The following is a 23,283-nucleotide window of genomic DNA, read 5'->3' as shown; positions in this document are numbered from 1 at the left end:
TGCACCACCCGACGGTTCTCCCCCCGCACCGTCGGCTCCTACCGCCGGAGGACCACCGCCATGAAGAAGACCGGCCTTCTCAACGCCCCGTTGTCCCATGCCGTCTCCCGCATGGGCCATACCGACGGGCTGGTCGTCTGCGATTCGGGTCTCCCCTTCCCTCCCGACCCTGCCCGCATCGATGTGGCGGTGGTCCCCGGCGTTCCTTCCTTTCTGCAGGTGGTCGACGCCGTGGGCCGCGAGCTTCAGGTGGAGCGCGCGGTCATCGCCGCCGAACTGCCCGAGCGCAATCCCGCCGTTTTCGACGGCCTGACGACCCTTCTGGAAAAGATCGGCCGGGCGCAGGGCGCCGCCATCGCCGTGGAGCGCGTTCCCCATGAAGAGTTCAAGCGCTTGACCGCGTCGACCAAGGCCATCGTGCGCACCGGCGAGTGCACTCCGTTCGCCAATGTGATCCTCTACTCCGGCGTGATCTTTTAAGGTCGCGACGGTTTTCCGGCATGGAGGCGATGCGATGACGGCGCCGCTCCTTTCCCTTCACGGCATCGGCAAGACCTTCGGGTCGGTCACCGTGCTGCGCGACGTCGACTTCGCCGTTCAAGCCGGGCGCGTCATGGCGCTGGTAGGCGAGAACGGCGCCGGCAAGTCCACGCTGATGAAGATCGTCACCGGCATCCACGATCCCGACAAAGGCGGCGAAATCCGCTTCAAGGGCCAGCCGGTGCGATTCCATACGCCGCGCCAGGCCATGGATGCCGGCATCGCCATCATCCACCAGGAACTGAACCTTCTGCCCGGTCTGTCGGTGGCCGAAAACATCTTCCTGGGCCGCGAGCCGCGCACGCGCTTCGGGAGCATCGACTGGTCCACCATGAAGGCCCGCGCGGCCGGGCTTCTGGCGCGATTGAAGCAGGACCATGTGTCGCCGGGCGCGCCGCTGGGGCGCATGGGCGTCGGAACCCAGCAGATGGTGGAGATCGCCCGCGCCCTGTCGCTGGACGCCGAAGTCATCATCATGGACGAGCCCACCGACGCCCTGACCGACGTCGAGACGCGCATCCTGTTCGAGGTCATCCGGTCCCTGAAGGCCGAGGGCAAGGCCATCGTCTACATCAGCCACCGGCTTTCTGAAATCTTTGCGCTGTGCGACGACGTGACCGTGCTGCGCGACGGCCAGATGGTCCACACCGGCACCGTCGCCGACCTGACGGAGGCGGACCTGATCCGCCACATGGTCGGGCGCGAGATCACCGACCAGTATCCCCACGCCAAGTGCCCGCCGGGCAAGGTGCGGCTGGAGGTGAAGAACGCCGTCGCCGACGGCGTGGAGGACGTCTCCTTCACCGCCCGCGCCGGCGAGGTGGTCGGCTTCGCCGGCCTCATGGGCGCCGGACGCACCGAGCTTGCCCGCGCCATCTACGGTGCCAACCGGCTGCAAACCGGGACGGTTGAGGTGGACGGTGTTCCGGTGCCGCTGAAAAGCCCGCGCGACGGCGTACGCGCCGGCATCGCCTATGTGACCGAGGACCGCAAGGCCGACGGCCTGATCCAGCCCCATTCCATCCGCTTCAACATGGCGCTCGGCGCGCTGGGGCGGCTGTCGCGCGGGCCGGTGGTGGACCGTCGACGCGAAACCTCCGCCGTCGCCGAATACATGAAGGCCTTCGCCGTCAAGGCGCCGGACATGGACTGCCCCGTCAACACGCTGTCGGGCGGCAACCAGCAGAAGGTGTCGCTGGCAAAATCGCTGCTGACCCAGCCCAAGATCGTGATCCTGGACGAACCGACGCGCGGCGTGGACGTCGGGGCGCGGCGGGAAATCTATGTGCTCATCAACAAGTTGAAGGAACAGGGCCTGTGCGTGCTTCTCATGTCGTCGGACATGCCGGAGCTGCTGGGCCTGTCGGACCGCATCCTGGTGCTGTCCCACGGCCGCCTGACCGGGTCGTTCGACCGCGGGCAGGCGACGCAGGAGGGCATCATGGAACGCGCCGTGGCCTGAAGGACGAACATCATGCCCAGCAACGCCACCTCCCGCACCGCCGAAACCGCCGCCAACGGGGGCGCCGGCAAGGCCGTCCTGCGGTTCCTGGCCGCCAACAAGTCTCTGGTGGGCCTGATCCTGCTGATGGCCGTGGTGTCGCTGTTCAGCCCCAACTTCCTGACCGTGGACAACCTGCTGAACATCCTGCGGCAGACGTCCATCAACGCCATCATCGCCATGGGGATGACCTTCGTCATCCTGACAGCCGGCATCGACCTTTCGGTCGGCTCGGTGCTGGCCTTCACGGGCGCGGTCTGCGCCTCGCTGGTGGCGGCGGACGCAAGCCTGTGGGTCGCCCTGCCCGCGACGCTGGCGCTGGGCGCGGCCCTGGGCGCGGCCAACGGCGTGGTGATCGCCATCGGCGGCGTGCAGCCCTTCATCGCGACGCTGGTGGGCATGACGGTGCTGCGCGGGGCGACGCTGGTCTATACCGACGGCCGCCCCATCACCACCATGTCCGACCCGTTCTGGGCGATTGGCGGCGAGTACGTCTTCGGCATTCCCGTCCCGGTGCTGATCGCGGCGTTCGCCTTCATCGTCTGCTGGTTCGTGCTGAGCCAGATGCGCTTTGGCCGCTACGTCTACGCCGTCGGCGGCAACGAGCAGGTGACCCGCCTGGCCGGCATCTCGGTGACGCGGGTCAAGATCGCCGTCTACGCCGTCTCGGGCCTGATGGCGGCGCTGGCGGGCATCATCCTGACCGCCCGGCTGGAAAGCGCCCAGCCCACCGCCGGCACGGCCTATGAGCTGGACGCCATCGCCGCCGTCGTGCTGGGCGGCACCAGCCTCATGGGCGGGCGCGGGTACATTTTCGGCACCCTGATCGGGGCGCTCATCATCGGCGTGCTCAACAACGCGCTGAACCTGATGGATGTGTCGTCCTATTACCAGATGATCGCCAAGGGCGCCGTGATCCTGCTTGCCGTGCTGGTGGACAGTCGCGGCAAAACCAACCGATAGCGCCCCGAAAACGACACGAAGGGGCCGTAACGGAAACCCTGTTCTTCCCCCAACCAGTCCAAGAAACCCAGAAAGGCAGGTACATCATGCGCAAGGTACTTATGGCGGCCGCGGCTTCGGCGGCGCTTCTCGGCTCCTCCGTCGCGGCCCAGGCGGCCGACACCATGGCGCTGGTGGTCTCCACCCTGAACAACCCGTTCTTCGTCACCCTGAAGGAAGGGGCCGAAAGCAAGGCCAAGGAACTGGGATACGACCTGCTGGTGCTCGACAGCCAGAACGACCCGGCCAAGGAACTGGCCAACGTCGAGGACGTGCTGAACCAGGACATCGAGGTCCTGCTCATCAACCCGACGGACAGCGACGCCGTGCGCTCGTCGGTGCGCGCCGCCAACCGCAAGGACGTGCCGGTGGTGACGCTGGACCGCGCCGCCAATGGCGGGGATGTCGTCAGCCACATCGCCTCCGACAACGTGGCCGGCGGCAAGATGGCCGGCGAACTGATCGTCGAGGCGCTGGACGGCCAGGGCAAGGTGGTGGAACTGCAGGGCGTGCCCGGCACCTCGGCCGCGCGCGACCGCGGCCAGGGCTTCCACGAGGCCGTGGAGCCGGTGGAGGGCATCGAGGTGGTCGCCAGCCAGCCGGCCAACTTCGACCGCACCAAGGGCCTGAACGTCATGGAGAACATCCTCCAGGCCCAGCCCGAGATCGACGCCGTGTTCGCCCACAACGACGAAATGGCCCTGGGCGCCATCAAGGCCGTCCAGGCGTCGGGCCGGGACATCATCGTGGTCGGCTTCGACGGCACCGCCGACGGCGTGGCGGCGGTCGAGGACGGCTCCATGCTGGCGACCATCGCCCAGCAGGCCGGCAAGATCGGCGAGATGGGCGTGGAAACCGCCGCCAAGGTCGCCCAGGGCGAAGAGGTGCCGGAGTACACGCCGGTTCCCCTGCAGGCCGTGACGAAGTAAAAGCGTTTCCTACGCCTGCGTATGGGTGGAGGACGCAAAGGCGTTCTCCACCCGTCCCTTCGCCGCCCGCCTGAGGACTGCCGCCCATGGCCACCATCAAGGACGTCGCCCGCGCCGCCGAGGTGTCCGTCACCACGGTCAGCCACGTCATCAACGGCACCCGCTTCGTGGCGCCCGAAACGGCGGAGCGCGTGCGCGGGGCGGTGGACCGGCTCGGCTATGCCCCCAGCGGCGTCGCCCGGGCGCTGAAGGCCAACCGCACGCACACCATCGGCATGATGGTCACCAATTCCACCAACCCCTTTTTCGCCGAAGTGATCCAGGGCGTGGAGTCGGCCTGTTTCGCGCGCGGCTACAGCCTGATGCTGTGCAACTCCGAGGATGATCCCGACAAGCAGCACGCCTATCTGGCGGCACTCCGCATGAAGCGCATCGACGCGCTGGTGGTCATGACCGGGAACATGGATCCCGCCGCCCCGGCCGAGTTCGCCGAGGCCGCCGACGTGCCGACCCTGGCGCTGGACGCCGAGGAAACGCCCGGGGTCTCGGTGGTCGCCGACGACAGCTATGCCGGCGGCGTGCTGGCGGGCAAGTACCTGGCGGGCCATGGTTTTTCCCGCATCGCCTGCATCACGGGGCCGGAGCGCCACCCCCGCTCGGCCGAGCGCCTGGCCGGGGTCCGCGCCGCCCTGGACACCGCCGGCCTGGACCTGGACCCGGATCTGATCATCCCCGGCGACCTGACCGTCGCCAGCGGCCAGGCGGCCATGACGGCGCTGCTAGACCGGCCGGCGGCGCGGCGCCCACAGGCGGTGTTCTGCTTCAACGACATGTCGGCCATGGGCGCGTTGTGCGCCGCCGGCGAGGCCGGGCTTTCCGTGCCGGGCGAGGTGTCGGTGATGGGCTATGACGACATCGAACTGGCCGCCTACATGAGCCCGCCGCTGACCACGATCCGCCAGGGCACGCGCGACCTGGGCACCCGCGCCGCCGACGCCATCATCAACCATCTGGAAAGCGCGGCGGCGCTGCCCCGCGTGCTCAAACTCATGCCCCGGCTGGTGGAGCGCGCCTCCGTCCGCCGCGCAGGCTGAGCCTTCCCTTTCGCGACAGGTTTTGCCATGACCATCACCGTTTTCGGCTCCGTCAACGTCGATGTGGTCGCCTACGCCGACCGCCTGCCCCGCCCCGGCGAGACTGTCCACGGCTCCGGCTATGCGATCGGGCTGGGCGGCAAGGGCGCCAACCAGGCCGTCGCCGTCGCGCGGCTGGGCGGCGCGGTGGAACTGGCCGGGCGCACGGGCGTCGACACCTTCGGCACGCTTGCGCGAGAGCGCCTCGCCCACTTCGGCGTCGCCACCACGCATCTTCAGGCCTCACCCGACAGCCCCACGGGCATCGCGGTGATCGGGGTCGATGCCAGGGCGGAGAACAGCATTACCGTCATCGGCGGCGCCAACATGGCACTCGACCACACGGACGTCGAGCGCATCGCGCCGCTGCTGCGCAAGACGCGCGTCCTGCTGCTGCAACTGGAAACTCCGCTGGCTCCGGCCATGGAGGCCGCCGCCATGGTGCGCCAGGCCGGCGGGCTGGTGATCCTGGACCCGGCCCCCGCGCCGCGTCGCGGCCTGCCCGAGACCGTATGGCGGAGCGTCGACCTGATGACCCCCAACGAGACGGAGACCGAGGCGCTGGTCGGCATCCGCCCCGCCGACCGCGACAGCGCGCTCGCCGCCGCCCGCGCCATGGTGGAGCGCGGCCTGTCGCGGGCCGTGGTCAAGATGGGGGCCGCCGGCGTCGTCTGGCGCGAGGACGAGGCCGAGGGCTTCATGCCCGCCTTCGCCGTGGAGGCCATCGACACCGTGGCGGCCGGCGACTGCTTCAACGGCGGGCTCGGCCATGCCTTGGCCGCCGGGGCATCGCTGGAGGAAGCGGTGCGCGTCGCCGCCGCCTGCGGAGCTTTGGCGACCACCCGCCGCGGAGCCTCCGACGCCGCACCGACGGCCGATGAGATTCAGGCACTGGTGGCGCGCGGCTGACAGGCCGCGTCGTTTCGTCAAGAAAACCTCGACATTTTGCCGACACATCATCCGCGATACGTCGGCATTCAGGTCCTCTCCAACCTTACGAAATGTTCATCGTGCCGCAAGGCGCCTGTCAGGGGCGTCGGACCATATTGCATCAAGTCATGGCCGCGAGGGCTTTGCCGCCCCGCCTTGTCCGCCTAACCCTCCCTCCCCTCGAGTGGGGCGGACGTGATCCCCACCGGCGGACGGAGCCCCTCGCAAGGTCCGCACCGCCGGCGCGGTCGATCGGCGGGCCCTCCGGCCATGACACCGCATTTCGATGGTCCGCAGGAGAGTGAACCGAATGACAGCGCCCCTAACCTTCCGCCGCGCCGGCACCCGCCGCGCCGCCCTGCTGCTGGCTGCCGCCGGTGCGTCGCTGGTCGCCGTCGGGCAGACCGCCGCCGCGGCGCCCATGCCGGAAACCTTCTCGCCGCTGGTGGAAAAGGTTTCGCCGGCCGTGGTCACCATCACCGCCGAGAAGGCCGTCCGCCAGGCCACCGACGACCTGTCGGAGCGCTTCGGCCAGGGTTCGCCGTTCGAGGAATTCTTCCGCCGCTTCGGTCACCCGGAAGCCCCCCAGGGTCCGCGCGGGCCCGGCGGCAAGGCCGTGGGCCTGGGCTCGGGCTTCATCATCGACGGCGATGACGGCTACGTGGTGACCAACAACCACGTCATCGACGGCGCCGACAGCGTCAGCATCAAGCTGACCGACGGCACCAGCCTGGACGCCGAGATCATCGGCACCGACCCCAAGACCGACATCGCCCTGCTGAAGGTGGAAAGCGAGGAGGACCTGCCCTTCGTCTCCTTCGGCGACAGCGACGGCCTGAAGGTCGGCGACTGGGTCATGGCCGTGGGCAATCCCTTCGGCCTGGGCGGCACGGTCACCGCCGGCATCGTCTCGGCCCGCGGCCGGGCCATCGGCAACGACCCGCTGGACGACTTCATCCAGACCGACGCCGCCATCAACAAGGGCAACTCGGGCGGCCCGATGTTCAGCACCGACGGTGCGGTGATGGGCGTCAATACCGCCATCTACTCCCCCAACGGCGGCAGCGTCGGCATCGGCTTTGCCGTGCCGGCCAACGTCGCCAAGCCGGTGATCGCGCAGCTCAAGGAGAACGGCGAGGTCCGCCGCGGCTGGCTGGGCGTCTCCATTCAGCCGGTGACGCCGGAGATCGCCGAAGCGATGAACCTGGCCGAGGGCACCACGGAAGGCGCGCTCGTCTCCCAGGTCAGCGCCGACACGCCGGCCATGGGCGCGGGTGTCGAGGCCGGTGACGTCATCACCGCCGTCGACGGCGAGCCGGTCGAGGAAATGCGCGACCTGCCGCGCATGATCGCCGCCTACAAGCCCGGCGAGACGGTGGACCTGACGGTCCTGCGCGACGGCGAGGAAAAGAGCCTGTCCGTGGAACTGGGCAAGCTGCCGACCCAGCAGGTGGCCTCCGCCGAGGGTGACGGCCAGGGCTCCATCGAGGGCAAGGGCGAGTTGGGCCTCGCGCTGGCTCCGGTGACGCCGGAGCTGGCCGAGCAGCTGGGCCTGGATGCCGACGCCGAGGGCGCCGTCATCGCCCAGGTGGACCCCACCGGCCCCGCCGCCGAGCGCGGCCTGCGCCAGGGCGACGTGATCGTCAAGGCCAACGGCTCGACGGTCGCCAAGCCGCAGGACGTGATCGACGCCGTCTCCGCCGCCAAGAAGGCCGAGAAGGACAGCGTGCTGCTGCTGGTGCGCCGCGACGGTGGCGAGATCTTCGTGCCGGTGGCCCTGCGCAGCGCCTAAGGTCTCTCCATATACAGTCCATCGCGGACCCCGCGCCCGGCTTCCAACCGGGCGCGGGTGTTCGCGCGTTGAGGGGGCAGAGCCTTTGCCGGGCATGTTCGACCGGAAAAGGCGAATAGGGTCGCGACCGCGTCCCCGCGCCGGTCAGGCGCGTAAGCCTGCGTGGCGCCTGAACGCAGCCCTGGCGCAACGCGCCAGGGCGCATGAAACGGGGGACATCACACCATGCGCGTCCTGGTGGTCGAGGACGACGAGAAGACCGGCGGATACATCGAGAAGGGCCTGACGGAGGCCGGCCATGTGGTCGACCATGTGACCGACGGCCGCGACGGCCTGTTCCGCGCCACCGACGGATCGTACGACGTGCTGGTGGTGGACCGCATGCTGCCGGGGCTGGACGGCATCGCGCTGGTCCAGGCGCTGCGGGCGGCCAACGTGGGCACGCCCATCCTGTTCCTCTCGGCCATGGCGCAGGTGGATGACCGGGTGAAGGGCCTGAAGGCCGGCGCCGACGATTACCTGACCAAGCCCTTCGCATTCTCGGAACTGCAAGCCCGCGTCGAGGTCCTGGCCCGCCGCCGTGCCGCACCGTCGGTCGAGACGAAGCTGACGGTGGGCGACCTGGAAATGGACCTGATCGAGCGCCGCGTCACCCGCGCCGGCAAGCCCATCGACCTCCAGCCCCGCGAGTTCAAGCTGCTGGAATACCTTATGCGCCATGCCGGCAAGGTGGTCACCCGGACCATGCTGCTGGAAGGCGTGTGGGACTACCACTTCGACCCCCAGACCAACGTCATCGACGTCCACATCAGCCGCCTGCGGCAAAAAATCGACAAGGGCTTCGACAAGCCCCTTCTGCACACCATCCGGGGCGCGGGGTACGTGATCCGTGCCGATGCCTAGGTTCCTGAAGACGTCGGCCTTCCGTCTGACGCTGGCCTACACCGCGGTGTTCGGCCTGAGCGTGCTGCTGCTGCTGACGGCCATCTACTGGACGACGGCGCAGAACATCAGCCGCACCATCGACGAAGCCATTACGTCCGACATCGACGCCCTGGCCCAGCACTACAACACCCGCGGCCTGGGGGGCCTGGTGGAAGCCATCGAGCGGCGTACCGGGCCGGCAAACGTCTCGGGGTCGCTCTACCTGCTGACCGACCCAAAGTTCCGGCCGATTTCCGGCAACGTGTCCGCCTGGCCGGCCAACGCGACCGAACAGGGCAGCTGGGTCATGTTCCCGCTGGCCGGCGACGGGACGGAGGCCGCCTACGGCCGCGCGAAGGCCTTTCGCCTGCCGGCGGGCTTCCACCTGCTGGTCGGCCGCGACACCCGCGCGCTGGACCGCTTCCAGGACCTGATGGCGGAAGCCATGGGCTGGGCGCTGGCGGGGACGCTGATCCTGGGCCTGGGCGGCGGGGCGCTGGTCAGCCGGCGGGTGCTGGCGCGCATCGACGGCATTTCGCGCGGCGCCGAGACCATCATGCGCGGCGATGTCTCCCACCGCATGAGCACCACCGGCTCGGGCGACGAGTTCGACCGCCTGGCGGCGACGCTCAACGCCATGCTCGACCAGATCGAGCGGCTGATGACCGGCATCCGCACGGTCTCCAACAACGTCGCCCACGACCTGCGCAGTCCGCTGACACGCATGCGCGCGCAGCTTGAAACGGCCGTGACCCAAGGCGGCAGCGAGGACGACCTGCGCGACACCTGCGCCGCCGTTCTGGCCGAGGCCGACGGCCTGCTGGCGACCTTCAACGCCCTTCTGTCCATCGCCGAGGCCGAGTCCGGCGTGCGGCTGAAGGACGCGGTGGAGGTCGACCTGGGCGCCCTGGTGGAGGACGCCGCCGACCTCTACGAGCCCCTGGCGGAAGAGGAGGGCCTGTCGCTCACCGCCGGACCCATGGCGGGCGTGAGTGTCCACGGCAGCCGCGAACTTCTGTTCCAGGCGCTCTCCAACCTGCTGGACAACGCCGTGAAGTACACGCCGGCGGGCGGTGCGGTGCGTGTTTCCGTCCTGCCGCCGTCGGAGGATCACGGCCCGGTGCTGGAGGTCCGCGACACCGGCCCCGGCATCGCGCCGGAGGACCGGGAGCGCGTGACGGACCGCTTCGTCCGCCTGGACGCCAGCCGCTCCACCCCCGGAAACGGGCTTGGCCTGGCACTGGTCTCGGCGATCGCCCGCAGCCACGGCGCGGCGCTGGAACTGGACGACGCGGCGCCGGGCCTGGCGGCACGGCTGGTATTCCCGGCGACGGAAAAAGCCTGACCCCCGATCAGCCGCCGGCCACGCGCCAGGAATCGTGCAGCCACTTTTCGGTCCGGCGCTTGCCCGGAAAGGTGATCCAGTAGATGTCGCGCTCGAAGGTGACGACACTCCCATCGCCGCCGACGATCACCCAGAAGTACAGGCCGGTGCGCGTGTCGCGCTGCTTGACCTTCATTCCCGTAACCTGGGTCTCGCCTCCCTCGACGCGGACAGTCTCCGGGTGTGCGTCGATCCACAGGACCTCGCGCGCGTCCATCAGGTCGGGCGCGTGGCGGAGGAGGAATTCTTCCGCCACCTCGGCCGCACGCTCGCGGCTGACGGTCGGCAGTCCGGCCAGGTCGGCGCGCATGTGGGTGACGCCGAGCAGGCGGCCGTCGTCGGCGACGAGCGTCGAAACGTGCTCGCCGCCCAATCCGGCGCTGACGCCATCGGCGCGCTCACGGCGGACCAGGATGGCCGGCGTGCCGTCGTGGGTGACGGACCGGGTTTCAACTACCTTGAAGTCCTTCAGGGCGTCCAGGTCCCGTTCGATGGGATGCTGGGTCGCGACGGTCATGTCGGGTCCTCCTTCGTCGTGACGGGAAGCGGATAGGGTCTCAGCGGGCGCTGGGCTGGCGGCGGACAACCACAAGACCGCCAAGACCGGCGCAAACAGCAAGCGTGCAGGCATACGCAAGGGTGACCTCCTGGAACTGCAAGGTTGACGCCGCCCAGGCGCCCAGACTGACGCCCAGGAACAGCACGAAGGTGTAGGCGGCCATGGCGGTGCCCCGCAGTGCCGGCTCGGTCGCCTGCATGATGCAGGAGACGATCAGCGGGAAGGACAGCGCCAGCATGAGAACGAAGCCGAAGTGCAGCGCGGCGGCGGCCCAGGACGGCAGGACCGGAAGCGCCAGGTGAGCCGCGAGAAGGGCCGCCTCGATCAGCAGCACCGGTCCCAGGCTCGTCATGGGAGGCAGGCGAAGCCGCGCGCCGACCACCACCGAGAACAGCATGGCGATGATCGCCACCGCGCGCAGGGTCTCCATGGCCGCGCCGCCGACGACCGCGCGAATGTTCAGGCTTGTGTACAGGGCCACGAAAACGCCCAGCGCCGCGAAGGTCGCCAGGAAGTACGGCAGGGCGCGGCCCGCCAGGATCAGCCTCGGCATCCGCCTCAGATTCCCGGCGAGGGCCGCCAGCGTCCGAACACCGCCGCCATCGCCCTCGGGGAAGGTGGATACGATACCGGCCAGGACGACATAGGCCGCACCCAATGCCCAAAGCGCACCCTCCATGCCCAGCGCGGCGCCGATCCACTGGCCGATGACGCCGGACAGCAGGAACGACGTGGTGACGGCCGCCGTGGCGACGAAGCGGCGCTCGGCCGGGATCATCGCCCCCACCCACGAAAGGGCGGCCGGCGCGAAGCTGGCGGCGGCGAACCCTTGCGCCACGCGCGCGGCGGCGAACCCCGTGAAGCTGTCCAGCACCAGCGGCATGGCAAGCGTCACCGCGGCCGTCAGCCCTGCGCCGATGACGATCGTGCGGATCTTCCCCAGTCCGTCCGACAGCGGCCCCCAGAACAGGAAGCCGATGGCATAGGCGAAGGAAAAGGCCGTGTTCATCACCTGCACGTCGGCGGGCGGGCGGCCATAGAGCGCGCCCAGCGCCACCGAGTTGGGCATGACGATGTAGATGTTCGACAGCACCAGCACGCCGAAGGGCACCAGCGTCAGAAGGCTTCGGATGAAAAGGGACATGGCCGGGGCGTCCTCCCGTCGTCAGGCCGCCGGTGCCGGCGCGACATAGGCCGAGCCCTTGCTCCGCAGCACGTCGGCCAACGCTTCGGCGAACGACGCGGGCACCACCGCTTGCACGGCGTCGTGGGCCAGCAGCGCATCCGACCAGTGCCTCAGCCCCGGCGCCGAAGCCAGCAGGTCCACGTCGGCGATCCGCTTCACGGCGTCCATCTGCACGAAGAAGGGCGCATAGGCGGCGTCGATCATCATGAACCGTTCGCCGTTGAAGAACGGTCCGTTCCCCAGGCGGCCTTCCAGGTTCGCCAGCATGCGGTCGAAGGCGGGGCGGGTTTGCGCCTGGGCACGATCGTCCTGCGCGGTCAGGTGGCCGAACCCCGTCAGGATCAGCGATGTCGCGAATTCGATCCACGCGCGATCGCGGGCGCGCTCCAGCGGGTCGTCGGAGTGCAGGCTGCCGGGCGTGGTTTCGTCCAGGTACTCGCAGATGACCTGGCTTTCGAACAGCACCTGCGCGCCGTCGACACGCAGAACCGGAACCTTGCCGAGCGGCGACAGCGCCAGAAACCAGTCCGGCTTGTCGGCCACATCGATCATGGTGGTGGTGTGGGGCACGCCCTTCAGCGTCAGCACCAGTCGCGCCCGCATGACGAACGGGCACACGGAAAACGAGATCAGGGTGTAGCGCGGGTCAGTCGTCACGGCATCCTCCTGTTCGCATGGGCGGCCATGCTGCGACAGTGCCAAGAGCCGGGGAATGACCGCTTGAGCAATACCGAAACGGTATCGCCGGAGGTGCTTCGCCCTGGTATCGTTGCCGGCTCATTCCCCGCACCCGCGAGGTCTTCCCATGCCCGGCCACCCGTCTCCCCGGCAGCTCGAATGTTTTCTCACCGTGGCGGAAGAGTTAAACTTCCGGAGGGCTGCAGAGCGGCTGAACCTGTCGCAACCGCCCCTGTCGCGGCAGATCCAGGCCCTGGAAAACCTGGTGGGCGCGCGCCTGTTCGACCGCTCACCCCGCTCTGTCGCGCTGACGCCGGCCGGCGCGGCCATGGTGGCACCGGCCCGCGCCGCACTCGCGATGCTCGAAGACGCGGTGGACTTGGCGAGAGCGGCCGGCGGACCGGCGGTGCGACGGCTGGTGGTGGGGCTGACGCGGGTGGTCGACCCCAGCGTCTTTCCCGACCTGGAAACCCTGCTGACCGGAACGGAGGACGGCGCAGGAACCGTCTGCGAAACCTACGGCCCCTCCCGCGCGCTGATCGAGCAGCTTCAGGACCGCCGCCTTGACCTGGCCCTGGTCGCCGAGCCGCCGGAGTGTCCGCCGGACCTGGTCATGGCACCCCTGTTCGACGAACCCATGATGGTCGCCATCGCGGAAACGCGCCTGCCGCCCAGCGCCGCCGGGCGGCTGACGTTCGCGGACCTGGGGGACCTGCCGCTGTTCTGGTTCCGGCGCATGGACAATCCGGTGCTTTATGATACAGCGGAGGCCGTCTTCGCCGCCGCCGGCTACGCCCCCTCGCGGCGCCCCAAGCCACCGCACCGCGCCGCCCTGCTGAACAAGGTCGCCGCGGGTGAGGGGGTGGCCTTCGTGCCGCTGTCGCTGGAGGCCGTGCGTCGGCGGGGCGTCGCATACCGCCGGCTGCCGCCGGAGGTGGAGGCACGTTTCCGCCTGTCAGTGCATCTGGCCCATCGGAGCGACGAAGCCCGCCCGCACGTGCTGCACGCGGTAAGGACCCTGCGCGATCAGCTGCGGGACGCGCGGGCGGATGCCATCGCCTCCTGATCTTGCGTACCGGATCGGGCAGCCATTCCTTTCATTGCGCTTGAACGGTGCGAACGGCTAATCTCCGTGCAGCCGAATCGGTTACTGTCGCGCAATGAGGAAACGCCATATGAGCATGTTCAAGGGAGTTCTGGGGGCGCTGGTCGCCGCCGCCGTGGCCCTGCCGGGCCTGACCACCGCCGCCACCGCCGCCGATTACAAGGACGAGTACAAGGTCTCGACCGTGCTCGGCAGTCCCTTCCCCTGGGGCATCGCCGCCGAGGAGTGGGTGAAGCTGGTGGACGAGCGCACCGACGGGCGCATCTCCATGAAGGTCTACCCCGGCACGCAGCTGGTGCAGGGCGACCAGACCAAGGAATTCACCGCCATGCGCCAGGGCATCATCGACATGGCGGTGGGCTCGACCATCAACTGGTCGCCGCAGGTGAAGGAACTGAACCTGTTCTCCCTGCCCTTCCTCATGCCCGACTACGCCGCGCTGGACGCCCTGACCCAGGGGCCGGTGGGCGAGGACATCTTCGCCGCCATCGAGAAGCAGGGCGTGGTGCCGCTCGCCTGGGCCGAGAACGGCTTCCGCGAGGTCACCAACAGCCAGAAGCCCATCACCTCGCCGGACGACATGGCGGGCCTGAAGATGCGCGTGGTCGGCTCGCCGCTGTTCAACGACACCTTCACCGCACTGGGCGCCAACCCGACGCAGATGAGCTGGGCCGACGCCAAGCCGGCGCTGACCACCGGCGCCGTCGACGGCCAGGAAAACCCGCTCATCATCTACAAGCTGGCCAAGATGGACACCATCGGGCAGGACCACATCACGCTGTGGCACTACATGGCCGACCCCCTGATCTTCGCCATCAACAAGCGCGTGTGGGAAAGCTTCTCGCCGGAAGACCAGGAGATCGTCCGCCAGGCCGCTGTCGACGCCGGCAAGATCGGCATCAAGGCCGCGCGCGCCGGCCTGACCGAGGACGACCAGTCGCTGATCGAGGAAATCCGCAGCCTGGGCACTGAAGTCACCGAGCTGACGCCGGAACAGCGCCAGGCTTTCGTGGATGCCACCCGCGGCGTCTATGACGACTGGGCCCAGAAGATCGGGCCGGAACTGGTCAAGAAGGCCGAAGAGAGCATCGCCAACCGGTAAGGGACGGTCCAGGGCGGCCGGCAGCGTGCCGGAAGTTGTCCGGCAGCGGATGTGGATTCCTGCTTTCGCAGGAATGACGGTCATTCAACTATGGCAAAAAATCTCCGTCGTCCCTGCGAAAGCAGGGACCCACGCACGCAGTCGGCCGCTCTTGCAGCACCTCCGGCGAACACCGGCTGAGGCAGCAGCCCGCACGCTCCGTCAGCCGCCCCGCCCCTCTCCCCAAGGAACCATCCACCATGCCGCAAATCCGCATCGAGCATTCCGCCAACCTGGCCGGCGCCTTCGAGCCGGGGCAATTGGCGCTGTCCATCCACCGCCTGTGCGTGGAGCACGCCAAGGCCACCATGGACGCCTGCAAGAGCCGCGTCATCAACGTCGGCGACGTGATCGTCGCGGACGGCGCGGCTGAAGGCTTCACGATGCACGCCGAGATCGGCCTGCTGAAGGGCCGCACGGCCGAGGCCAAGGGCGCGCTCGCCGAAGCCGTCCTCGCCCGCCTCGCCGGCGCCGTGGAGGGCAAGCCGGGCGTGAACCTGTCGGTGGAGGTGCGCGACATGGACACCGACACCTACCGCAAACAGGTTTCCTCGTGAGCGACACGCCCCCTTCGTCTTCCGGTGGCGGCGGCGTCGACGACAAGGCGCTGTACGGCCCGCAGGGCCCCGCCGATGCCGATCCCCCGCCGCCGCCCAAGGTGCCGCTGAAGGTGGAGGAAGCGCTGGCCGCCCTGGCGATGGCGCTGATCTGCGTCATCAGCCTGGCGAACGTGGTGGTGCGCTACGCCACCAACGCCTCCTTCGCCTTCACGGAAGAGTTCTCCGTCTTCCTGCTGGTGGTGATGACGCTGCTGGGGGCGGCGGTCGCCTTTGCCCGCCACGACCATATCAAGATCACCTTCTTCCTGGAGCGCATGCCCAAGCCCCTGCGGCTGGCGGCCGAGCTGTTGACGCTGGCCATCACCACGCTGGTCTTTTCCATGGTGCTGTACTATGGCGCGCTGTTCGCCTGGGACGAGTTCACCTACGAGACCGTCTCGGCGGGGCTTGGCTATCCCAACTGGCTCTACACCATGTGGCTGCCGATCCTGTCGGCGGTCATCCTGTTCCGCGTGCTGGAGCGCGCCTGGCTCGCCCTGCGCCCCCGCCGGAACCGTGATGGAGGACGCGGGGCATGACCGCCGGCGCGGCCCTTCTCCTCAGCTTCGCGGCCCTGCTGTTCATCGGCACGCCTATCGCCGTGGCATTGGGGTTCGCCGGCATCGTCGGCATCTACCTGGGCCTGGACGTCTACGCCCTGGCAACCGTCGGTACGAACACGTACAACGGCATCGCCAAGTATCCGCTGATCGCCATCCCGCTGTTCATCCTGACGGGCATGATCTTCGAGCGATCGGGCGTCGCCAAGGCGCTTGTCACCTTTGCCAGCGCCATCGTGGGCCCGCGCCGCGGCGGGCTGGCGACGGTGGCCGTGCTGGTGTGCCTGATGATGGGCGGCATGTCGGGCTCCGGCCCCGCCGATGCCGCCGCCGTCGCCATGGTGATGATCCCCAGCATGATGAAGGCGGGCTACCCCAAGCCCTTCGCCGCCTCCGTCATCGCTGCCGGCGCTTCCACGGCCATCCTGATCCCGCCGTCGGTGGCGCTGATCGTCTATTCCATCCTGGTGCCCGGCGCGGACCTGCGCGCCCTGTTCGCCGGCGGCATCGTGCCGGGCCTGCTGGCGGGGCTCGCGATCATCCTGCCCGTGCTGTGGCTGTCGCGCCGCCACGATTTCGGCGCGCAGGAAGACCCGACCCGGCCCAACATCTGGAAGGCGTTCCTGGGCGCCATTCCGGGGTTGATGGCGCCGGTCATCATCCTGGGCGGCCTGCGGTCGGGCCTGTTCACCCCGACGGAGGCCGCCGTGGTGGCCGTCGCCTACGGGATCATCGTCGGCATGGTCATCTACCGCTCCATCGGGCTGCGGGACCTGTATCAGGTGTTCGTCGACAGCGCGGTGACGTCGGGCATCATCATGCTCATCATCTCCCTGGCGGGCATCTTCGCGTGGGCCGGGGCGACGCTGGGCACCTTCGACGCCGCCGCCGAGGCCCTGCTGTCGGTGTCGGACAACCAGTGGGTCATCCTGGCGATGATCATGGTGTTCCTGCTGATCGCCGGCATGGTGCTGGACGGCATTTCCATCTATCTCATCATGCTGCCGCTGCTCATGCCCATCGTGACGGCGTTCCAGTGGAACGTGACGTGGTTCGGCGTCGTCATGGCCATGAACATCGCCATCGGCCAGTTCACTCCGCCGGTCGCCGTCAACCTGATGGTGACGACGACGGTCGCGGGCGTGCCCATGGAAAGCACCTTCCGCTGGATTCTCTGGCTGGTGTTCAGCATGGGGCTGGCGCTGATCGCCGTGCTGGTGTGGCCGGAGCTGGTGCTCGCCATTCCTCGGGCGTTGGGGTACCGAGTGTAGAGCACGTTACGATCAAGACCTGGTCGTAACGTGCGAATAGGGTCGCGACTGCGATCCCGCGCCGGTCAGGCGCGTGAGCCTGCGTGGCGCTTGGAGCCGAAGGCGTTTGCGTAGCAAACACCGCAGCTCTGGCGCGACAGCGTCAGGGCGCAAATAAGTACCGCGCAGTGCGCGGTTGGGGTTATGCGAGGCGCGCGGCGCCTCGCGCTCCCGCTTCGTTTGGCTGCGGCCAAGTTTCAGGAAAATTGGGGGATTCGGGGGCTTCCGCCGCCGAGCGGGTTTGGGCGGCAGCCCAAGCGCGAAGCGCTCAAAAGGAAGGGCGCGGAGACAAAAGCCTTCGCGCCCTTTCCCTTGTTCAAGCCGGCATCACGCCGCCGCCAGATCCTCGCCCTTCACGGCGCGGTCGAGCAGCGCCACGGATTCGTCCACGCCGTACAGCGCGAAGAACGAGCCCATGCGCGGCCCCTGGTCCTGGCCCAGCAGCACCTGATAGAGGCACTGGAACCACGCCCGCAGCTCGGGGAAGGTCTCGGCGTGGGCCTTGCCGACCTCGTACACCACGTTCTGCAGCGCCTGGGCGTCGGTGCGCGCCTCCGCCGGCACGGCCGCCAGCTTGTCGCGCAGCTCGGTCAGCGCCGTCACCTCGTCCGGGGTCGCCTTGCGGTAGACCTTATGGGGCAGGACGAAGTCGGTGTAGTAGCGGATGGCATAGGTCACCAGCCGGTCCAGCATGGGCGCCGTTTCGGGGCTGGCGTCCGGCGCGTAGCGGGTGATGTAGTGCCACAGCACCGCCGGATCGTCGGAGTGCGCGACACCCGCCAGGTTCAGCAGGATGCCGTAGGACAGGTGCGCCTTCAGTTCCGGCGGCTTCCCCCCGTGAATGTGGTACGCCGGGTTGGTCAGCTGGGTCTTCAGCTCCTGCTCGGGGTACTTCTCGCAGTGGGTCAGGTACTCGTCCACCGCCTTGGGGATGACATCGAAGTACAGGCGCTTGGCCGTCTTGGGCTTCTGGTACATGTACAGCGCCAGCGATTCCTCGGGCGCGTAGCGCAGCCATTCCTCCATGGACAGGCCGTTGCCCTTGGACTTGCTGATCTTCTGGCCGCGATCGTCCAGGAACAGTTCGTAGGTCAGGTTCTGCGGCGGCGTGCCGCCCAGGATGCGGCAGATCTTGGACGACAGCTCGACCGAGGGGATCAGGTCCTTGCCCGACATCTCGTAGTCGACCCCCAGCGCATACCAGCGCATGCCCCAGTCGCACTTCCATTGCAGCTTGCAGCCGCCCTTGTAGATGGACTGGGTGACGCGCTCGCCGTCCTCGTCCTCGAAGGTGATGAGGCCCTCGTCCACGTCGCGGTCCAGGATGGCGACCTGCAGCACCTTGCCGCTCTTGGGGCTGACGGGCAGGAAGGGCGAATAGGTCTGGCGGCGCTCCTCCCCCAGGGTCGGCAGCACCACGTCCATGATGGCGTCGTAGCACTCGTTCACGCGCTTGAGCGCCTGGTCGAAACGGCCCGAGGTGTAGAAGTCGGTGGCCGACTGGAACTCGTACTCGAAGCCGAAGCTGTCGAGGAAGCCGCGCAGGCGGGCGTTGTTGTGGCCGCCGAAGCTGTCGTGCGTGCCGAACGGGTCGGGAATGCGCGTCAGCGGCTTGCCCAGGTGCGCGGCGACAACCTCCTTGTTGGGGATGTTGTCGGGCACCTTGCGCAGGCCGTCCATGTCGTCGGAAAAGGCGAACAGGCGCGTCGGGATCTCGGGCGCCAGCACCTCGAAGGCGCGGCGAACCATGGTGGTGCGCATCACCTCGCCGAAGGTGCCGATGTGCGGCAGGCCCGACGGGCCGTAACCGGTCTCGAACAGCACGTGGCCCTTCTCCGGTTTCTTCCCCTTCAGCCGCTTTTCCAGCAGGGCGCGGGCCTCCTGAAAGGGCCAGGCATTCGAGCTGAGGGCAAGGTCGCGAAGATCGGACATCGTGTGTTGATCCAGTTGGAGTTCGGAAAGTTCACGGCAAAGGGCGCCGGCCCCACGAAAGAGACGGCGCGCCGATGCAAGCTATGGCGCACGCGGGGGCGCGTCAACGCCGAACAGGTCCGCGCGGGCCGCCGCGCCCTGTCCGCGCTGACGGCGGGAACTTTATTGCACGAAAGGCGCAGCTGATACACCATTCGAGCGTTGTCGGGTTGTATGAATCCATCGCATCACACCCACAGGCTGCTCCTCCGGTCCGGAGGGCGGCACATCCACAGAGGGGGAGATACAGGACATGCTCAAGCCTATCCTCACCGCCGCCGCCACGGTCGTCCTGCTGGCCGGCTGTGCCGATACCTGGGACCTGGAAGCCACTCGCGCCATGCCCGCCCAGGGTGACGCCTTCACCGATGCGCTGAAGGATGCGTATCTGGCCCGCGCCGAGTTCGAGCGCAACGAGGGCGACTGGGACGACGTGACCTACTTCAACATGCGCGCCAAGTCCGCCGCCCAGGGTACCGCGCCGGCCGTGCCCGAGCTTTCGGCCCGCGGCGTCTCGGGCGCCGACCTGGTCGCCGGCCGTGCCGCGCTGATGGAGCGCCTGGCAAGCAACGCCCCCGGCAACACGCCCAAGGCCTGCGCCGAATCCCAGGCATGGTTCGAGCACTGGATGGAGCAGGAAGAGGAAGGCCACCAGCCCGACCACATCGAGACGGCCAAGGGTTCCTTTGCCGAGTGGCTGGAACAGTGCGAGCCGGTGGTGCGTGAAGCCGAGGACTTCGCCATCTACTTCCCTCTGGACAGCGCCCGCCTGACCACCGCAGCTCGCGGCGAGGTCGCGCGCGCCGCCGCCACCTACGAGCGCATGGACCAGGCCGTGGTGACCATCATCGGCCACACCGACACCAGCGGCTCCGCCGCCTACAACGAAGACCTGGCCCAGCGCCGCGCCGCGATGGTGACCAGCGCGCTGACCGCCATGGGCGTGCCGTCGGACGCCATCAACCGCGACGCCATGGGCGAGCGCCAGCCGGCCGTCGAAACCGGCGACGGCGTGGAGGAAGTGGAGAACCGCCGCGTGACCATCACGGTCAGCCCCGCCCCCGGCACCTGATCGCCTGCGCACTGCGTTGACGACCAAGCCCCGCCGCCGGATGCTCCTCCGGCGGCGGGGTTTTTCTGTGCGAGGCCGCCCCTCTGGCGTTCCCCTTCCGGTCCTCCTATACTCCGCCGGCCATGACGCCCGATCCCGCCGCCACCGACGCGCCGCCGCCCGCCGGCCAGGGCCAGCCGCGCCTGCATATCCCGCCGAGCCCGGTGCTCGTGGCGGGACTGCGGCGTGCCGTGATGCTCACCCCCGATGGCGAGATCGCGGACCTGACGCTTGCCCAGGCCGCCCAGCGGGCCAAGCGGGAGCGGCCGATCCTGGCGCACGGGCCGGCGGTCGCGACGCGGCTGAAGACCGACCTGTTCCCCTGCTTCGACGTGCTGGAGCTGTTCGCCTTCATCCGCCCGGCCACCTTCTGCCTGCCCACCGTGCGCGGACTGGCCGAGGCGGTCGGGCTGGAGCGGCCCGAAAGCCTGGAGGCCGAGGCCGCAGCGCTGATCGAGGTCATCCGCCGGCTGCTGCGCGAGGTCGCCACCGCCCACCCGCGCGAGCAGGGGGCGCTGCGCGACCTGTCGTGGGGCATGGGGCAGTCGGGAAGTTGGGGCTGGTCGGCGAGCGTCCTGGCGGCCCTAGGCGTCCACGGCGATGCCCCTCACCGCGCCAACGTCGCCGCCGGCCTGCGGGTGTGGGAGCGCCTGCCCGAAACCTCCGAACACGCGCCGGAACCACCGTCTGGCAACAAGCCCATCACGCCCGAACAGGCCCGCGCCCGCCTGGCCGCGCTGAAGGGTTCGGCCGCCGAGGACCGCCCGCAGCAGGCCGATTACACCGAGGCCGCGACCGACGCCTTCCAGCCCCGCGACGCCGAAAATGCTCCCCGCGTGGTGCTGGCCGAGGCCGGCACGGGCGTGGGCAAGACGCTCGGCTACATCGCCCCGGCCAGCGTCTGGGCGGAGGAGAACGAGGGGGCAGTGTGGATCGCCACCTACACCCGCAACCTGCAACGCCAGCTGGACGCCGAGCTGGACCGTCTGCACCCCGACCGGGCGGAGAAGTCCGTCAAGGTCGTCGTGCGCAAGGGGCGGGAGAATTACCTGTGCCTCCTGAACCTTGAGGAATCCATCACCGGCGCCACCATGCAGCGCAACCCTCGCGGGGCCGTTGCGCTGGGACTCATGGCGCGCTGGGCGCTGGCGACGCGCGACGGCGACATGGTGGGCGGCGATTTCCCCGGCTGGCTGGTGGACATCCTGGGCCGCAACCAGACCCTCGGGCTGGCCGACCGGCGCGGGGAGTGCGTGTTCTCCGCCTGCGCCCACTACGACAAGTGCTTCATCGAGCGCGCGGTGCGGCGGGCGCGGCGGGCGCGGATCGTCGTCGCCAACCACGCGCTGGTCATGGTGCAGGCGGCGCTCGGTGGGCTGGACGAGCGCCTGATGCCCACCCGCTATGTGTTCGACGAGGGCCACCACGTCTTCGACGCCGCCGACAGCGCGTTTTCCGCCCACCTGACGGGCATGGAAACCGCCGAACTGCGCCGCTGGCTGCTGGGGGCGGAGGGCGACACCACCCGGTCCCGCGCGCGTGGCCTGAAGCGCCGGGCGGAGGATCTGGTGGCCGACGTGGAGGAGGCGGCGGAGGCGCTGACGGAAGCCCTGCACGCCGCCCGCGTTCTGCCGGGCCCGTCGTGGGGGATGCGGATCGCGGAAGGCTCGCCCCACGGCCAGGCGGAAAAGTTCCTGGCGCTGGTGCGCGACCAGGTTTACGCCCGCGTGCCCGACTCGCGCACCCCCTACAGCCTGGAGACCGAGGCCACCGCGCCCATTCCCGGCCTGCTGGAGGCGGCGGTGGCGCTGGCCGAACGGCTGGAGCGGGTGGAGAAGCCGCTCAAGGCGCTCGCCAAGGCCCTGGAAAACCGCCTGGATGACGAGGCGGCGGACCTGGACGCCGCCCAGCGCCTGCGCATGGAAAGCCTTATCAAGAGCCTGGAGCGCCGCGCCATCATGCCGCTGACGGCCTGGCGCAACATGCTCGGGTCGTTGACGGAGGACACGCCCGAGCAGTTCGTGGACTGGTTCGCGGTGGAACGCATCGACGGCCGCGACGTCGATGTCGGGATGCACCGCCACTGGATCGACCCGACGGTGCCCTTCGCCAAGGCCGTCATCGAGCCCGCCCACGGCGCCCTCATCACCTCGGCCACCCTGCGCGACGGATCGGGCGACGCCGAGGCCGACTGGGCGGCGGCGGAGCGGCGCACCGGGGCGGCGCACCTGGCGGTGCCGGCGGCGCGGGCGGCGGTGCCGTCGCCCTTCGACTACGCGGCGCGGACGCGGGTGCTGGTGGTGACGGACGTGCGCAAGGACGACATGATGCGCGTCGCCAGCGCGTACCGGGAACTGTTTCTGGCGGCCAACGGCGGCGCGCTGGGCCTGTTCACCGCCATTTCCCGCCTGCGTGCGGTTCACGAGCGCATCGCCCAGGCCATGGACGAGGCGAGCATCCCGCTGCACGCCCAGCACGTCGACGGTATGGACCCGGCAACGCTGGTGGAGATTTTCCGGGGCGAGGAAAACGCCTGCCTTCTGGGCACCGACGCCATGCGCGACGGCGTGGACGTACCGGGCCGATCTTTGCGGCTGCTGGTGTTCGACCGCGTCCCCTGGCCACGGCCGGACATCCTCCACCGCGCCCGCAAGGCCCACTTCGGCGGCCGGTCCTACGACGACATGATCGCCCGCCTGCGCCTGAAACAGGCCTTTGGACGCCTGGTGCGGCGGGGCGACGATGCGGGCGTGTTCGTCCTGCTGGACCCCATGATGCCGTCCCGGCTGCTCGGCGCCTTCCCCGACGGCGTGGAGGTCCGCCGCGTCGGGCTGGCCGAGGCGGTGAAGGAGGTGCGCGGCTTTTTGCGGTGAGGGCCTGCCTGCCCAAAAAAGCCCATCTTCCTGCCCGAGCCTTGTTGAGCATCAC

The 23,283-nt window shown here is 69.1% G+C and carries 20 protein-coding genes; 16 read left to right on the top strand and 4 right to left on the bottom strand.

Annotated features, from left to right (window positions below):
* The first annotated feature begins 60 nt into the window (after positions 1 to 60).
* From rbsD to C882_RS16600, 9 genes are all read left to right on the top strand, one after another.
* Positions 61 to 480 carry a D-ribose pyranase gene (gene rbsD, locus C882_RS16640; RefSeq protein ID WP_009541816.1) on the top strand — a complete coding sequence of 140 codons (420 nt, stop codon included), beginning with the start codon at positions 61 to 63 and terminating at the stop codon, positions 478 to 480.
* A gap of 34 nt (positions 481 to 514) precedes the next feature.
* Positions 515 to 2,002: a sugar ABC transporter ATP-binding protein gene (locus C882_RS24425; protein ID WP_009541815.1), complete on the top strand. Its 1,488-nt coding sequence runs from the start codon at positions 515 to 517 to the stop codon at positions 2,000 to 2,002.
* 12 nt (positions 2,003 to 2,014) lie between these two features.
* Complete coding sequence (gene rbsC / locus C882_RS24420; RefSeq protein WP_009541814.1) at positions 2,015 to 3,004, top strand: ribose ABC transporter permease; 990 nt, start codon at positions 2,015 to 2,017, stop codon at positions 3,002 to 3,004.
* Between the two features lie 86 nt (positions 3,005 to 3,090).
* The gene (gene rbsB, locus C882_RS16625; RefSeq protein ID WP_009541813.1) at positions 3,091 to 3,972 is read left to right on the top strand and encodes a ribose ABC transporter substrate-binding protein RbsB; all 882 of its coding nucleotides are present in this window, start codon (positions 3,091 to 3,093) and stop codon (positions 3,970 to 3,972) included.
* Between the two features lie 86 nt (positions 3,973 to 4,058).
* Positions 4,059 to 5,066: a LacI family DNA-binding transcriptional regulator gene (locus C882_RS16620; RefSeq protein ID WP_009541812.1), complete on the top strand. Its 1,008-nt coding sequence runs from the start codon at positions 4,059 to 4,061 to the stop codon at positions 5,064 to 5,066.
* Positions 5,067 to 5,093: 27 nt separating this feature from the next.
* On the top strand, positions 5,094 to 6,014 hold the full coding sequence (gene rbsK, locus C882_RS16615; RefSeq protein WP_009541811.1) for a ribokinase: 921 nt from the start codon (positions 5,094 to 5,096) through the stop codon (positions 6,012 to 6,014).
* A gap of 331 nt (positions 6,015 to 6,345) precedes the next feature.
* On the top strand, positions 6,346 to 7,827 hold the full coding sequence (locus C882_RS16610) for a DegQ family serine endoprotease (protein WP_009541810.1): 1,482 nt from the start codon (positions 6,346 to 6,348) through the stop codon (positions 7,825 to 7,827).
* 225 nt (positions 7,828 to 8,052) lie between these two features.
* Positions 8,053 to 8,730 (top strand): response regulator transcription factor, encoded by a 678-nt coding sequence (locus tag C882_RS16605; protein WP_009541809.1) that lies wholly within the window; start codon positions 8,053 to 8,055, stop codon positions 8,728 to 8,730.
* Positions 8,723 to 10,096 (top strand): sensor histidine kinase, encoded by a 1,374-nt coding sequence (locus C882_RS16600; protein ID WP_009541808.1) that lies wholly within the window; start codon positions 8,723 to 8,725, stop codon positions 10,094 to 10,096. Before C882_RS16605 ends, C882_RS16600 begins: the two co-directional genes overlap by 8 nt.
* 7 nt (positions 10,097 to 10,103) lie before the next feature.
* On the opposite strand, the gene C882_RS16595 is transcribed toward C882_RS16600, so the two are convergent.
* Genes C882_RS16595 through C882_RS16585 form a run of 3 tightly spaced genes read right to left on the bottom strand, consistent with a single transcriptional unit; the run spans position 10,104 to position 12,537 of the window.
* Complete coding sequence (locus C882_RS16595; RefSeq protein ID WP_009541807.1) at positions 10,104 to 10,652, bottom strand: hypothetical protein; 549 nt, start codon at positions 10,650 to 10,652, stop codon at positions 10,104 to 10,106.
* Positions 10,653 to 10,692: 40 nt separating this feature from the next.
* Complete coding sequence (locus C882_RS16590; RefSeq protein WP_009541806.1) at positions 10,693 to 11,838, bottom strand: MFS transporter; 1,146 nt, start codon at positions 11,836 to 11,838, stop codon at positions 10,693 to 10,695.
* A gap of 21 nt (positions 11,839 to 11,859) precedes the next feature.
* The gene (locus C882_RS16585) at positions 11,860 to 12,537 is read right to left on the bottom strand and encodes a glutathione S-transferase family protein (protein WP_009541805.1); all 678 of its coding nucleotides are present in this window, start codon (positions 12,535 to 12,537) and stop codon (positions 11,860 to 11,862) included.
* Positions 12,538 to 12,685: 148 nt separating this feature from the next.
* Between C882_RS16585 and C882_RS16580 the strand changes: the two genes are divergently transcribed.
* The 5 genes from C882_RS16580 to C882_RS16560 all read left to right on the top strand — a co-directional run bounded on the left by C882_RS16580 (position 12,686) and on the right by C882_RS16560 (position 17,234).
* The gene (locus C882_RS16580) at positions 12,686 to 13,624 is read left to right on the top strand and encodes a LysR family transcriptional regulator (RefSeq protein WP_043646055.1); all 939 of its coding nucleotides are present in this window, start codon (positions 12,686 to 12,688) and stop codon (positions 13,622 to 13,624) included.
* Between the two features lie 109 nt (positions 13,625 to 13,733).
* Positions 13,734 to 14,765: a DctP family TRAP transporter solute-binding subunit gene (locus tag C882_RS16575; RefSeq protein ID WP_009541803.1), complete on the top strand. Its 1,032-nt coding sequence runs from the start codon at positions 13,734 to 13,736 to the stop codon at positions 14,763 to 14,765.
* A 239-nt stretch (positions 14,766 to 15,004) separates the two neighbouring features.
* Entirely contained in the window at positions 15,005 to 15,361 is a 357-nt protein-coding gene (locus tag C882_RS16570; RefSeq protein ID WP_009541802.1) for a 5-carboxymethyl-2-hydroxymuconate Delta-isomerase, read from the top strand.
* Positions 15,358 to 15,942: a TRAP transporter small permease gene (locus C882_RS16565; RefSeq protein WP_009541801.1), complete on the top strand. Its 585-nt coding sequence runs from the start codon at positions 15,358 to 15,360 to the stop codon at positions 15,940 to 15,942. The genes C882_RS16570 and C882_RS16565 overlap by 4 nt, the downstream gene beginning before the upstream one ends.
* Positions 15,939 to 17,234: a TRAP transporter large permease gene (locus tag C882_RS16560; RefSeq protein ID WP_009541800.1), complete on the top strand. Its 1,296-nt coding sequence runs from the start codon at positions 15,939 to 15,941 to the stop codon at positions 17,232 to 17,234. Before C882_RS16565 ends, C882_RS16560 begins: the two co-directional genes overlap by 4 nt.
* A 366-nt stretch (positions 17,235 to 17,600) precedes the next feature.
* Here the strand turns inward: C882_RS16560 and C882_RS16555 are convergent, their stop codons facing one another.
* On the bottom strand, positions 17,601 to 19,205 hold the full coding sequence (locus tag C882_RS16555) for a lysine--tRNA ligase (protein ID WP_009541799.1): 1,605 nt from the start codon (positions 19,203 to 19,205) through the stop codon (positions 17,601 to 17,603).
* Positions 19,206 to 19,497: 292 nt separating this feature from the next.
* Between C882_RS16555 and C882_RS16550 the strand changes: the two genes are divergently transcribed.
* Both C882_RS16550 and C882_RS16545 read left to right on the top strand, forming a co-directional pair.
* Positions 19,498 to 20,316: an OmpA family protein gene (locus tag C882_RS16550; protein WP_009541797.1), complete on the top strand. Its 819-nt coding sequence runs from the start codon at positions 19,498 to 19,500 to the stop codon at positions 20,314 to 20,316.
* Between the two features lie 122 nt (positions 20,317 to 20,438).
* On the top strand, positions 20,439 to 23,228 hold the full coding sequence (locus C882_RS16545; RefSeq protein ID WP_009541796.1) for an ATP-dependent DNA helicase: 2,790 nt from the start codon (positions 20,439 to 20,441) through the stop codon (positions 23,226 to 23,228).
* The last annotated feature ends 55 nt before the right edge of the window (positions 23,229 to 23,283 follow it).

This window comes from Caenispirillum salinarum AK4, from assembly GCF_000315795.1.
In the GTDB taxonomy this organism is placed as follows: Bacteria; Pseudomonadota; Alphaproteobacteria; order Rhodospirillales; family Rhodospirillaceae; genus Caenispirillum; species Caenispirillum salinarum.
This window is presented reverse-complemented; position numbering and strand designations above follow the sequence as displayed.